The sequence below is a fragment of the Halobiforma lacisalsi AJ5 genome (assembly GCF_000226975.2).
Classification (GTDB): Archaea; Halobacteriota; Halobacteria; order Halobacteriales; family Natrialbaceae; genus Natronobacterium; species Natronobacterium lacisalsi.
In genome coordinates this window covers 1,965,045-1,977,354 of record NZ_CP019285.1, presented here as the reverse complement: position 1 = coordinate 1,977,354, position 12,310 = coordinate 1,965,045, and the positions used below count along the sequence as shown (strand labels likewise).

The window sequence follows — 12,310 nt, the reverse complement described above, 5'->3', positions numbered from 1 at the left end:
CGGTGAGCGGTACGACGGCAGCGATCGCCGGCTCCGGGCGTAGTATCGTACTCCCGTCCCATCGGACCAGCACTCCGGCGACCATCGTCGTCGATGCCGTGCCGTTTTTTACCCCGGGTCCGTACTCCGACTATGCTCGCACTGACCCTCGAGGACTTCATGGTCGAGCTCAACGACGGATCGATCAAGAACGTCGGCCCCAAGAACAAGTCGGCAACCGCGAAGCTGTTCGACGTCGACGACGTCGAGGCACGGGAGTTCGGCGACAAGCGGGTCAAACTCGTTTTCGAGGACGACGACGGCAACGAGATCCAGGTCTCGCTGTTCCCCGAGGACGTCCGGAAACTCACCGACGACATCGACGAACTCGAGGAGGACTCGTCGGTGTTCGACTGAATCCGGTGTCGGTCCGCCGGGCCGAGAGGACGAACGCATTTCGACAACCGTTTTAGGGCGAACCTGCTTCAATCGAGTAGATGGGTAACTGTATCATCTGTGGCACAGCTGTCGACGGAGAAATCTGCGAGAGTCACGAGGAGGACGCCGTTTTCGAATTTCGCGGAACGTCCGCCTCGGAACTCACCCCCGGCCGCTACTACCGGGGTACCGTCGACGGCTACGCCGACTTCGGCGTCTTCGTCGACGTCGGCGACCACGTCACTGGCCTGTTGCACAGAAGCGAACTCGACCAACGACTCGAAAGCCTCGACTGGGAGCCCGGCGACGAGGTCTTCGTCCAGGTGCTCGACGTCCGCGACAACGGCAACGTCGACCTCGGCTGGTCGATCCGCCAGCGCGAACGCGAGTTCCGCGGGAAGCTGATCGACACGGGCGACGACGAGGTACGTCCGGAAGCGGTCGAGGACGAGAGCGATGCCTCGGACGCCTCCGACGCCTCCGACACCTCCGATGCCGAAGACGGAGCTGACGCGAGCGAATCCGAACCCACCGAAGCGGCGGAACCGGACGAACCCACCGCCGGCGACCTCCAGACTGCGGCCGACGACACCGGCCCGAGCGACGAGGAGGTCCCGTCCGGCGCGAGCACGACCGACGCGGTCGCCGCCGGATCGGGCGGCACCGTCACGGCCGAAGCGAGCGCGAGCGGGTCGACCGCGGCGACCGACGACGCGGCCGACGCCGAGCCGACCGCCGACACCGACGCCGCGCTCAAGCGGACCACCGTCGACACGATCGACGGCCAGGTCGGTACCGTCGTCCGACTCGAGGGCGAGATCACCGGGGTCCGACAGACCAGCGGCCCGACGGTCTTCGAACTGAGCGACGAGGCCGGGAGCGTCGAGTGTGCCGCCTTCGAGGAGGCCGGCGTCCGCGCCTACCCGAGCGTCGAGGTCGGCGACGTCGTGGCCCTCGAGGGCGAGGTCGAACGCCATCACGGCGAACTCCAGATCGAGACCGAGGCGCTCGAGGTGCTCACCGACGAGGAACGCGAAACCGTCGTCGACCGCCTCGAGACCGCGATCGAGCGCGAGGCTCGACCCGCCGAGATCGACCTGCTTGCCGATCACGACGCCGTCGCCGCCGTCTCCGACGAAGTCGGCGACGCCGCGACCGCGATCCGGCGTGCGGTCATGGAGGCCCGACCGATCGTCGTCCGCCACAGCGCGACCGCGGACGGCTACGTCGCCGGCGCCGCCATCGAGCGCGCGGTCCTCCCGCTGATCCGCGAGAAGCACACCCGCGAGGACGCCGAGTACCACTACTTCGAGCGCCGGCCGCTCGACGGTCGCGTCTACGACATGGACGCCGCGACCGACGACGTCACCTCGATGCTCGAGGCCCGCGAGCGCCACGGCGAGCAGTTCCCCCTGATCGTGCTCGTCGACGCCGGCTCCACCGAGGAGTCGGTCGACGGCTACGAACTGCTCTCGCTGTACGACGCCAACGCGGTCGTCGTCGACGACAGCCGTGCGGACGACGCCGTCGCCGAGGCCGTCTCGGTCGCCGTCGCGCCGTCGCTCACCGGCGTGGACGTGACCGACCTCACCTCGACGGCGCTCGCCGCCAACGTCGGCGCCCACGTCAACGACGAGGTCCGGGCCGACCTCGAGCACCTCCCGGCGGTCAGCTACTGGGAGGACGCCCCCGAGGCCTACCTCGACCTCGCCGCCGACGCCGGCTTCGACGAGACCGGCCTCTCCGAGCGCCGCGAGGCCGTCGCGCTCGAGGCCTACTACCAGTCGTACAAGGACAAGCGCGAACTGGTCGCCGACCTGCTGTTCGGCGACGGCGCCGCGGGCGACGACGGCCGGGACGCCGACGGCGAACTCGCCGCCCACGTCTCCGAGCAGTTCCGCGCGAAACTCGAGACGGAACTCGAGACCGCACGGGAGAACCTGACGACCGAACGGGTCGGTGACGTCACCGTCGCCGTACTCGACACGACGGCGTTTACTCACCGCTTCGACTTCCCGACGACGACGCTGCTGCTGGACGCGCTGTACCGCCGTCGCGACGCGGCGGAGCCGTTCGCCGTCTTCGGTCTGGCCGACGACGAACTGCACGTCCGCCCCATCGACTCGATCGACGTCCGCGAGTTCGGCGACGCCATCGCCGACGCGGCGACCGACGCCGGCGTCCGCGTCGTCGGCGGTCAGGACGGTCACATCGAGTTCCTCCCCGGCGAACGGGAGGCCGTCCGCGAGGCTGCGCTCGAGGCACTCGAGTCGACGCTCGCGTAAGACGCGCACTTCTCCGCCACCTGCTCACCTGCCCACCTGCTCCCCCACCGCCCACACAGCACCCGCCGTAGCGATCCGTCGACGCTCGGCGGCGACAAGCTATATTCATCTACGTTCCGACACGATCGGTATGGGACTCGGCGAGGAAACCGACAGACGCGACCGCGAACACGACCGCGGCCGAACGGCCGATCTCCGCGAAAACGCGACGGGAATCGCATCGATGCTCGTGACAGGCCTGTGGCTCGGCGCCATGTTTACGGGACAGAGCTGGTGGCTCGCCGCCTTGCTCGTCGGCTACATCGTCGTCGTGCCGACGGTTGCGATCCTCTTTGGCGACGAAGCCGATCGCGAGGAGTGGGTCGACGACTGGACGAGCGGTGAACGCCAGGGCGAGTCCGAGCGCCAGCGCGACCGACGTCGATCGGGGGACGCCCCCTCCGGATTCGAAGCCGATTCTCGAGAGGCGCTCGAAACCCTCCGGGAGCGCTACGCGGCCGGCGAGTTGACCGACGAGGGGTTCGAGCGCAAACTCGAGCGACTGCTGGAGACGGAGACGCTCGAGGACGCGGAGGCGTGGGCACGCGACCGGGATCACAATCGCGACCACGACCACGACCACGACCGCGACGGCGAACGGGAGCGAACCGACCGGGAACTCGAGACGGAGTAACCACGAGTCGGTATCGAAGCGTCGAAGGACCTCGTTCTCGAGAGGGGCGTCAGCCCTCGTCGGCGGCCGGATCGGGGCCGGGACCCGCTTCGGGCTGCCGTTCGGCATCCGTCTCGGCACCGCGTTCCGCGTCCGCTCGCAGTTCTTCCTCGCGAGCCAACTGCGAGGCGTCGGGCCAGGTGACGCTTCCCAGGAACGGCACCCCGATGCGCTCGGCCGCGCGGGCGATCATGTGTGCGCCGGTGGGGACGGTCAGAAACAGGAAGACGGCACCGACAAGCGCCGTCAGTCCCTCGCCGCCGGGGCCGAACTGGACGAATCCCGCGAGGAAAATCGCGGCAGTTCCCAGAGTCGTGGGCTTGCTCGTGGCGTGCATCCGGTTGTAGACGTTCGGCAGTCGGAGCAGGCCGATCGTGCCGACCGTCAGGAAGAAGACCCCGACGAGGACGAGCGCGATCACGAGGCTAGCTCGGATCATTGGATCACCTCCCCTTCCGTGACGAACTTGGCGACAGCCACGGTCGCGATGAAGGCGATGATCGCGAGCACCAGGCTAACGGTGAGGAAGAGTCCGCGGTCGGTCTGGATCGCGAACAGCACCGCGATCGCAACCACGTTCGTCGCGATGGCATCGAGCGCGACCACCCGGTCCGGATCCGTCGGGCCGCGGATCACCCGGTAGCTGCAAAAGACACAGAGCGCGCTGACGACGACGATCGCGGCCCGGATCGTCGTCTCGAGGACGGCCGGATCGGTGGCCTCACTCATCGTACCCACCTGCGCGTTCGTCGGCCTCCGGTTTGTCCCTTTCCCCGCCCGAGACGACGAACTCCCGGGCCGGATCTTCGGGCGTGGCGTCCTCGTCGAAGATCTCGAGGGCGTAGTCCTCCCACCGTCGGATCGGGGCGACGATCGCCGCGGGGTCGCGGCCGTCGACCGCGTGGACGTACAGGGCGTTTACGTCTTCGTCGTAGTCCAGCGCGACGGTTCCGGGCGTGAGGGTGACGCTGTTTGCAAGCAGCGTGATCGCGAGGTCGGTCTCGGCCCGCAGCGGGACGAGGACGACCTCGGGCTCGATCGGCATACTGGGTGCGACCACTCGATAGACCATGTCGACGTTCGCCCGGAGGACCTCCCACCCGAACGCCAGCAGATAGAGCACGGCGGGTTTCACGCGTCGTCCGCGCGAGACGGTGATCCGCTTCGCGTAGAGCCGGCGGAAGACGAACGCGATCGGTAAGCCGACGACGAGCCCCTCGAGGAACTGACCGAGCAGCGTCATCGACTCGAGTTCGATCCCACGGACGAAGATCCACAGGACGGCGAAGACGACCCCGGCGACGGGCCAGGTTCGGACCTTCATTCGTGCTCACCTCCGGTCTCGCCGCCTTCGCCCCCTGCCTCGAGGTCGACGTCGCTCGCGTCGGCCGGATCGACGGCGTCGACGTAGGCGTCGGCATCCAGCGCGGCCTCCGCTGCAGCGTCGGCGAACTCGTAGACCGGCTCGAAGCCGACCCCGACCGCGATGATGGCGGCCGCGAGGACGCCCAGAACTGCCAACTGGACACTGTCGGTCGTCGCCTCCTCGACGGCGGCCGTGCGAGCGCCCCAGAAGCTCCGGTTCCAGGTCCGGGTCGCGTACGCGATCGTCAACAGCGAGCCGGCAAGCAGGAGCGCGAGGACGGACGGCGCCTCGGCGCGGGCGGCCGCGTCGAAAACGAGGAACTTGCCGAAAAAGCCCGATAGCGGCGGGATACCGACGAGCGCGAGCGCGCCGACGAAAAACGAGATCGCCAGCGGGGGCGACCGCCCCGCAAGGCCGCCGAGGTCGGACAGACTGCTCGTCCCGGTCGCGGACCTGACCGCGCCGACCGCCAGGAAGAGCAGCCCCTTCGCGAGCGTGTGGTTGAGCGCGTACACGAGCGCGGCGACGATCGCGAACTGGCGCAACTCGGCGCTCGTCGTCGTCGCGGCGATAGCGACCGGGACGGCGATGAAGCCGACCTGGCCGATGCTCGAGTACGCGAGCACGCCCTCGATCGACTCCCGGCCGACCGCCCCGAGGCCGCCGACGAGGATGCTCGCGGCGGCCATGACGAACAGGACGGCCCCGACGAAGGGAAGCGGGGAGTCGCCGGCGATGGCGAGGCCCGTCCCCGGCACCGTGAGGTCGACGGCGACCGGTGCGTCCGCGAAGACGGTAAAGGAGAGCCGGATGATCGCGTAGATCCCGACCTTCTTCGTCGCGCCGGCCAGCAGCGCGGTGATCTGGGGCGGCGCGGCCCGGTAGGCCGTCGGGATCCAGAACTGGAAGGGAACGAGTCCGGCCTTGATCGCGAACACCGACAGGAGCAGCCCGTAGAGGCCGAGCACCGAGCGGGGATCGATCCCGTAGGCCGCGGGGTCGGCCAGCCGCCTCGAGAGGTCGGCCATGTTGAGCGTGCCCGTCGTCGCGTAGATCCCGCCGACGGCGAGCAGGAAGACCGCACTGGCGAGCAGGTTGAGCGCGACGTACCAGAACGCGGCGCGGGTGTGCTGGGGGCCGCCGTAGTAGGCCACGAAGATGTAACTCGCCATCAACATCACCTCGAACCAGACGAACAGGTTGAACAGGTCGCCGGTGAGAAAGGCCCCGGTGACGCCGAGCGCCAGGAAGTGAAAGAGCGGGAAATAGTAGCTACGCCGGTCGATTTCGGGCAGTACACGCGTCGAGAAGACGAGCGACGCGACTCCCAGGATGGCGACCATCGTCAGCATGAACGCCGACAGGCCGTCCGCGACGAGCGTGATGCCGAACGGAGCGGGCCAGTCGCCGACCTGGTAGGTCGCGGCCCCCGGCGCGTCCGGCGCGAGGACGATGTACCAGTCGATCGCGGCGACCGCGGCCGCGTAGGCCGCGCCGCCGAGGAGGCTGACGCCGATCCGTGCGCGCGTCCAGCGCCCGAACAGCAGGCTCCCGACGGCCGCCACGAGGACGATCAAAAGCGGTGCGATCACGAGTTGCGATTCGGCGACGGGCGGCGACGCCGCAAGCGCCGTCGCGGACACCGATCCGATCATTCCCGATCACCCAGTTTCGAGACGTCGAGCGTGCCGTGTTCCTCGTACACCCGGTAGGAGAGCACGAGCGCGAACGCGGTCATCCCGAACCCGATGACGATGGCGGTCAACACGAGCGCCTGGACGAGCGGGTCGGCCACGGCCATCGGCACGTGGACCTCGTGGCCGTGGCCCTCGAGCACGGGGACCGTCTCGGCGGTCCCCTCGGCGACCCCGCCCATTGCGAGTAGGTAGACGTTTGCCGCCTGGCTGATGATCGCCAGCCCCCAGACGACCCGGATCAGATCCCGGCGCAGGAGCAGGAACGTCCCGAGGGCAAACAGCGCGCCGATCACCCCGGCGAGGATGACGCCCGTCATTCGGCACCCACCACCGAGAGGATCGTCAGGAGGCCGCCGACGACGACGCAGTAGACCCCCAGATCGAACGCGACCGCGCTCGCCAGTTCGACGTGGTCGTAGATCGGCACGCCCTCGAACTCGACGAACGTCTGTGTGAGGAAGGGCCGATCGAACAGCAGCGGCACGAGGCCGCTGAGGACGGCGATCGCGAGGCCGTACTCGAACAGCCGGCGGTAGGCAACGACGACGCGGTCCCGCGAGGGTTCCTTGCCGGGTTCGACGTCGCGTCCGAGGACGCCCCGCTCGAGGAAGTCCAGCCCGAAGGCGAGATAGATGACGGCGAAGGCCGTCGTCGTGAGCACGCCGCCGATGAACCCGCCGCCGGGGAGGTTGTGTCCCTCCACGAACAGCGTGACGGCGACCACGAGGATGATCGGAACGATCACGCGCGCGGTCGTGCGCATGATGACGGTGGTCATCGGCGATCACCTCGGGTTCTCGTTCCCTCGAGTATGGTCGGGGCGCGGACTCGAGCGAGCAGCGTCGGGATTCGTCCCTTTCGCGTCGATACGAGCGTGGCGTGTGCGTGGCGTCGGTAGCGGCTCATTCGTCGTCACCTCCGTCGGTGGCTTCGGTTTCGGGTCCGGATTCGGTCCCCGGTTCGATACCGCGACTGGATCGCATGACGATCAGCGTCAGGATCGAGATGGCAGCAAGCGCGACGACCGCCAGTTCGCCGAGCGTGTCGAACCCCCGGAAGTCCACGAGCGTGACGTTGACGATGTTGGTCCCGCCGCCCTCGGGGACGGCCCGGGTGGCGTAGTAGCGGGCGACGTCAGTGGTGCCGCCGGGCCTCGAGTCGGTCGCGACCAGCACCGTGACGAAGACGGTCGCGCCGACGGCGACCGAGAGGACGGCGTCGCGGGCGGTCCTGCCGAGACTCTCGTCGAACTCGGGGATCTCCTCGATGACGAGCAGGAAGATCAGCAGGACGAGCGTCTCGACGACCAGTTGTGTCAGCGCGAGGTCTGGCGCGCTCGCGAGGATGTAAAAGATGGCGACCATAAAGCCCAGGATCGAGAGGGTGAGCACGCCGGCGACGTGGGTTTCCGAGGTCGCGACCGCAAGGCCCGCGGCGACCGCGACGACCAGTACGAGCGCGACCGCGATGGGGATCTCGAACCCCAGTCCGGTCGCCGAGATCATTCCCGTCGCGGCGAACCCGGCAAGTGCGAACGCGGCGGTGGCGGCGAGCGTCCACGTCGCGTAGGTCCGCAACAGCCCGTTGTGGACGCGAGCGGCGAGCCCCGCGCCGGCCCGCGGCAGGACGTCGACGAGCGACCCGTACCACCAGGACGGGCTCGCGGGCGGGACCGCACGCGGGATCGTTTGGATCCCCGTGTGAAGCCGGTCGTAGAAGGGGTACGCGACCAGGCCGCCGACGATAGCGACGGCGCTCATCCCGACGGGCGTCGAGTACTCGGTCGGGAGGCCGACGTGCATCTCGTGGGGATCGACCGCGGTCGCGTCGACGCCGGACTGGACGGCGGCGCGAACCGCGAGTTCGGGGTCGACGCTGACGACGGCCGCGAGCACCGTCAGGACGGCCGGCGCCGCCACCAGCGGGATCGCGGGCCGGTGGATCTCGCCGAGTTCCTCGGGCCGCTCGCCGAAGAACAGCGAGAGGAATCGCAACGAATACAGCACAGTGAAGATGCTCCCGAAGACCGCGACGGCCGGGTAGATCCAGCCGAGCGCGCCGATGTCGTGGTAGTGGCTCGCCTCGAGGGCGGCCTCGAACAGGAGTTCCTTCGAGTAGAAGCCGTTGAACGGCGGAATCCCGCCCATCGAGAGCGCGACGACGACGGTCATCGCCGCGGTGATCGGCAGGTCTCGCCGGAGCCCGCCCAGTTCCGAGAGTTTCCGGGAGCCGGCCTCGTGGGCGACGATCCCGGCGATCAGGAAGAGGGCGGCCTTGAACAGCGCGTGGTTCAGCAGGTGGAAGACGCCCGTCTCGGCCCCGTAAATCGAGGTGAAGCCGAAGCCGGCGACCATCAGGCCGAGGTGGCTCGCCGTCGAGTACGCGAGCAGTTCCTTGATGTCGGTCGCGGCGACCGCGAGCAGCGCACAGACGGTCATCGTCGCTAGCCCGACCGTCGCGAACAGGAGGAGCCACTCGACGCCGACCAGCAGCGGCCGGACGCGACCGAGGAAGTAGACGCCGACTTTCACCATCGTCGCCGAGTGGAGGAACGCGGAGACGGGCGTCGGCGCGGCCATCGCGTTCGGCAGCCAGAAGTGGACCGGCACCTGCGCGGACTTGGTGCCCGCGCCGATAGCCAGCAGGCCCAGCACCGGCAGGAAGAACCCCCGATCGCGCAGCCCTGACTCCATCGCGTCGGGGTTCTCGAGCATCGCGGTCAGGTCGAACGCGGCCGCCGGGCCCAGGACGTCCCCGGCGACGATCGACAGCAGGAGGAAGCCGACAAGCAAGAAGAGGCCGCCGCCGACGGTGACGAACATGGCCATCCGGGCGGCGTACTGAGAGTCTTCGTCCCCGGTGTGGTGGCCGATCAGCACGAACGAACAGAGGCTAGTGAGTTCCCAGAAGACGAAAATCGCGATCAGGTTCGCCGCCAGGGCGACGCCGACGATCGATCCCATGAAAGCGAGCAACGCGGTGTAGAACCTGGCCAGGCCCGTCTCGCCGTGCATATACGACGGGGAGTAGAGGAAGATCAGCGTCCCGATGCCGGACGCAAGCGAGGCGAACAGAAGTCCCCAGCCGTCGACGTAGAACTGTAATGCGATCTCGAGCGACGGGATCCAGGCGACTTCGACGATCCCCTCGGTTCCGTACTGCGTGGCCAGCAGACCGAAACAGAGGGCCGCGACCGCGGCGCCCGCGTACCCGACGCGTTCGCCGAGAGCTCGGTACAACAGGGGCGTCAGCCCCGCGACTAGGAACGGCAACACGACGGCCGCGAGGACGATCGACGACTCCGGTGTCACGTCTTTTTTCCTACACACGGGCGTGATTTAACTCTTGTAGGAGAGCTTTCAAGCCGCGCGTCGCTGGCCCGCCGCCATCCCCCGATCGGCGTCGCTCGAGCGAGCGGTCCGGGAACGGTTATGTGTCGCCGGTCGCTACGTCCGTCCATGGACGGCTCACTGACGCGTCGTCGGCTGTGCTCGCTCGGCGCGGCGGCCGCGTTCGTCGGGGCGAGCGGCTGTATCGGCGGCGGAAACGGTGACGGCGACAGTGACGGCGACAGTGACGGCGACGAACCCGGAACCGTCTCGGCCGCTCCGGTCGGCGACGACTGGTCGTGGGATGGATCGGTCCCGGTCGACGAGGTCGTCCAGCATCACGACCCGTCCTGTGGCTGCTGTTCCGAGTACGTCGCCTACCTCGAGGACAACGGGTTCGACGTCCGCGTCGAGACGACCGACGAACTCGGAGCCGTCAAGACCGATCTCTCGGTCCCCGCGGAGGCCCGGAGCTGTCACACCGTCGAGTTCGGCGACTACCTCGTGGAGGGACACGTCCCGCTCCAGGCGGTCGAGGCGCTGTTCGCGGCGGAGCCGGCGGTCGCCGGGATCACGATTCCCGGCATGCCACGGCACGCGCCGGGTATGGGGCTGCCGGGTGACGATCCCCTGACGGTCTACACGTTCGAGGACGCGGAGTCCGGAAGCGACGACCTCTCCGAGTTCGTCGCCGTCTGAGGTCGACCCGAGTCTCGCTGTCACCGCAGTCCGTACGATCGTCGGACGATCGGCGCACGCAGCGTACGCGTCCGACACGCTTATTCGCCGCGGGCGACCAGAATCCTGTAGTGAGCACCGAGACGCCCGAATCCGACACCGACCCGACGGAAACCGAAGCGTTTCAGCAGGTCTGTGAGACGCTAGTCGACCGGATCCTCGCGGGCGAGATCGAGCGCGACGAGGTCGAGAAAGCCAAGCTCGAGGCTTGCTCGGAACACTCGGCACCCAAGGTGCCGAAAAACTCCGAACTGCTCGACTACGCGCCCAAAGAGCACCGCGAGGACCTCGAGGCGGTGCTCCAGCGCAAACCCGTCCGTACCGCCTCGGGCGTCTCCCCGGTCGCGATCATGACCTCCCCCGAACGGTGTCCCCACGGGAAGTGTCTGTACTGTCCCGGCGGACCCGACTCCGAATTCTCCTCCTCGCAGAGCTACACCGGCGAGGAGCCGGCGGCCGCCCGCGGGGTCCAGAACGATTACGACCCCTACGGGCAGGTCACGCTCCGGCTGGAGCAACTGCGCGAGATCGGCCACCCCGTCGACAAGGTCGAACTGATCCTGATGGGCGGGACGATGACCGCCCGGAGCCACGACTACCAGGAGTGGTTCGTCAAGCGCGCCCTCGAGGCGATGAACGACTACGACGTCGACAAGGAACCCGAACCAGCCGAGGGCGAGAGCTTCGCGCAGGATCCCGAGGAGTACGAGTTCCGGTATCTGGAAGACGTGATCGCGGAAAACGAGACCGCGGACGTCCGCAACATCGGAACCACGTTCGAGACCAAGCCCGACTGGTGTGACCCCGAACAGATCGACCGGATGCTCGATCTGGGCGGGACGAAAGTCGAGGTCGGCGTCCAGACCACCTACGAGCGTATCAACCGCGAGATGCACCGCGGACACGGCGTCCAGGCCTCGATAGACGCCAACCAGCGGCTGCGCGACGCCGCGTTCAAGGTCGGCTTCCACATGATGCCTGGTCAGCCCGGGATGTCCAAGGAGATGTGTCTCGAGGACTTCCGCCGGCTGTTCGAGGAGGAACAGTGGAAGCCCGACTACCTGAAGATCTACCCGACGCTGATCGTCCGGGGAACGGCGACCTACGACTGGTGGCACAAAGGCGAGTTCGAACCGCTTGGCAACGAGGAGGCCGCGGAGCTGATCGCCGAGATCAAGGACATGATCCCCCGGTACACCCGGCTCCAGCGCGTCCAGCGGGACATCCCCGCGGACTTCATCGACGCGGGCGTCTGGAAGTCGAACCTCCGGCAACTCGCCCGCCAGCGGATGGAAGACCACGGCTGGTCCTGTGACTGCATCCGCTGTCGCGAGGCCGGGATGAACGACGAGGAGCCCGAGGACGTGGAACTCGACGTGATGACCTACGACTCCTGTGGCGGCACGGAACACTTCATCTCCTTCGAGGACTTCGATCGGGACCTCCTGATCGGCTTCTGTCGGCTGCGGTTCCCGTCGGACCCCGTGCGTCCGGAACTCGAGAACGCCGCCCTGGTGCGCGAACTCCACGTGTACGGGAGCGAGGTCGCGGTGGACGACGGCGAACCCGGCTCCGGCCAGCACCAGCACAAGGGGTACGGCCGGCGCCTGATGGAGCGAGCGGAGGCGCTCGCCGCCGACGCCGGCTACGACAAGTTGAGCGTCATCTCGGGCATCGGCGCCCGCGAGTACTACCGCGAGAAGCTGGGCTACCACCAGGACGGCCCGTACGTGAGCAAGCGGCTCTGAGGCAGTCCCCGATCCGGG

At 68.1% G+C, this 12,310-nt stretch carries 12 protein-coding genes; 5 read left to right on the top strand and 7 right to left on the bottom strand.

The window, feature by feature from the left end:
- The first annotated feature begins 132 nt into the window (after positions 1-132).
- The 3 genes from CHINAEXTREME_RS09465 to CHINAEXTREME_RS09455 all read left to right on the top strand — a co-directional run bounded on the left by CHINAEXTREME_RS09465 (position 133) and on the right by CHINAEXTREME_RS09455 (position 3,375).
- Entirely contained in the window at positions 133-396 is a 264-nt protein-coding gene (locus CHINAEXTREME_RS09465; RefSeq protein WP_007143295.1) for a hypothetical protein, read from the top strand.
- Between the two features lie 80 nt (positions 397-476).
- Entirely contained in the window at positions 477-2,702 is a 2,226-nt protein-coding gene (locus CHINAEXTREME_RS09460; RefSeq protein ID WP_007143294.1) for a DHH family phosphoesterase, read from the top strand.
- A gap of 130 nt (positions 2,703-2,832) precedes the next feature.
- On the top strand, positions 2,833-3,375 hold the full coding sequence (locus CHINAEXTREME_RS09455) for an SHOCT domain-containing protein (protein ID WP_007143293.1): 543 nt from the start codon (positions 2,833-2,835) through the stop codon (positions 3,373-3,375).
- A gap of 49 nt (positions 3,376-3,424) precedes the next feature.
- On the opposite strand, the gene mnhG is transcribed toward CHINAEXTREME_RS09455, so the two are convergent.
- The 7 genes from mnhG to mbhE all read right to left on the bottom strand — a co-directional run bounded on the left by mnhG (position 3,425) and on the right by mbhE (position 9,788).
- Complete coding sequence (gene mnhG, locus CHINAEXTREME_RS09450; RefSeq protein WP_007143292.1) at positions 3,425-3,853, bottom strand: monovalent cation/H(+) antiporter subunit G; 429 nt, start codon at positions 3,851-3,853, stop codon at positions 3,425-3,427.
- Positions 3,850-4,143, bottom strand: coding sequence for a monovalent cation/H+ antiporter complex subunit F (locus CHINAEXTREME_RS09445; RefSeq protein ID WP_007143291.1), 294 nt, complete (start codon positions 4,141-4,143; stop codon positions 3,850-3,852). The genes mnhG and CHINAEXTREME_RS09445 overlap by 4 nt, the downstream gene beginning before the upstream one ends.
- The gene (locus CHINAEXTREME_RS09440; protein ID WP_007143290.1) at positions 4,136-4,738 is read right to left on the bottom strand and encodes a Na+/H+ antiporter subunit E; all 603 of its coding nucleotides are present in this window, start codon (positions 4,736-4,738) and stop codon (positions 4,136-4,138) included. Before CHINAEXTREME_RS09440 ends, CHINAEXTREME_RS09445 begins: the two co-directional genes overlap by 8 nt.
- A complete protein-coding gene (locus tag CHINAEXTREME_RS09435) occupies positions 4,735-6,435 on the bottom strand; it encodes a Na+/H+ antiporter subunit D (protein WP_007143289.1) in 1,701 nt (566 codons plus the stop codon). Before CHINAEXTREME_RS09435 ends, CHINAEXTREME_RS09440 begins: the two co-directional genes overlap by 4 nt.
- The gene (locus CHINAEXTREME_RS09430; RefSeq protein ID WP_007143288.1) at positions 6,432-6,794 is read right to left on the bottom strand and encodes a sodium:proton antiporter; all 363 of its coding nucleotides are present in this window, start codon (positions 6,792-6,794) and stop codon (positions 6,432-6,434) included. Before CHINAEXTREME_RS09430 ends, CHINAEXTREME_RS09435 begins: the two co-directional genes overlap by 4 nt.
- On the bottom strand, positions 6,791-7,255 hold the full coding sequence (locus tag CHINAEXTREME_RS09425) for an MnhB domain-containing protein (RefSeq protein ID WP_007143287.1): 465 nt from the start codon (positions 7,253-7,255) through the stop codon (positions 6,791-6,793). Before CHINAEXTREME_RS09425 ends, CHINAEXTREME_RS09430 begins: the two co-directional genes overlap by 4 nt.
- Positions 7,256-7,379: 124 nt before the next feature.
- The gene (gene mbhE / locus CHINAEXTREME_RS09420) at positions 7,380-9,788 is read right to left on the bottom strand and encodes a hydrogen gas-evolving membrane-bound hydrogenase subunit E (RefSeq protein WP_007143286.1); all 2,409 of its coding nucleotides are present in this window, start codon (positions 9,786-9,788) and stop codon (positions 7,380-7,382) included.
- Between the two features lie 147 nt (positions 9,789-9,935).
- On the opposite strand from mbhE, the gene CHINAEXTREME_RS09415 reads away from it, so the two are divergent.
- Both CHINAEXTREME_RS09415 and CHINAEXTREME_RS09410 read left to right on the top strand, forming a co-directional pair.
- On the top strand, positions 9,936-10,505 hold the full coding sequence (locus CHINAEXTREME_RS09415; protein WP_007143285.1) for a DUF411 domain-containing protein: 570 nt from the start codon (positions 9,936-9,938) through the stop codon (positions 10,503-10,505).
- A 110-nt stretch (positions 10,506-10,615) separates the two neighbouring features.
- A complete protein-coding gene (locus CHINAEXTREME_RS09410) occupies positions 10,616-12,292 on the top strand; it encodes a tRNA uridine(34) 5-carboxymethylaminomethyl modification radical SAM/GNAT enzyme Elp3 (RefSeq protein ID WP_007143284.1) in 1,677 nt (558 codons plus the stop codon).
- The last annotated feature ends 18 nt before the right edge of the window (positions 12,293-12,310 follow it).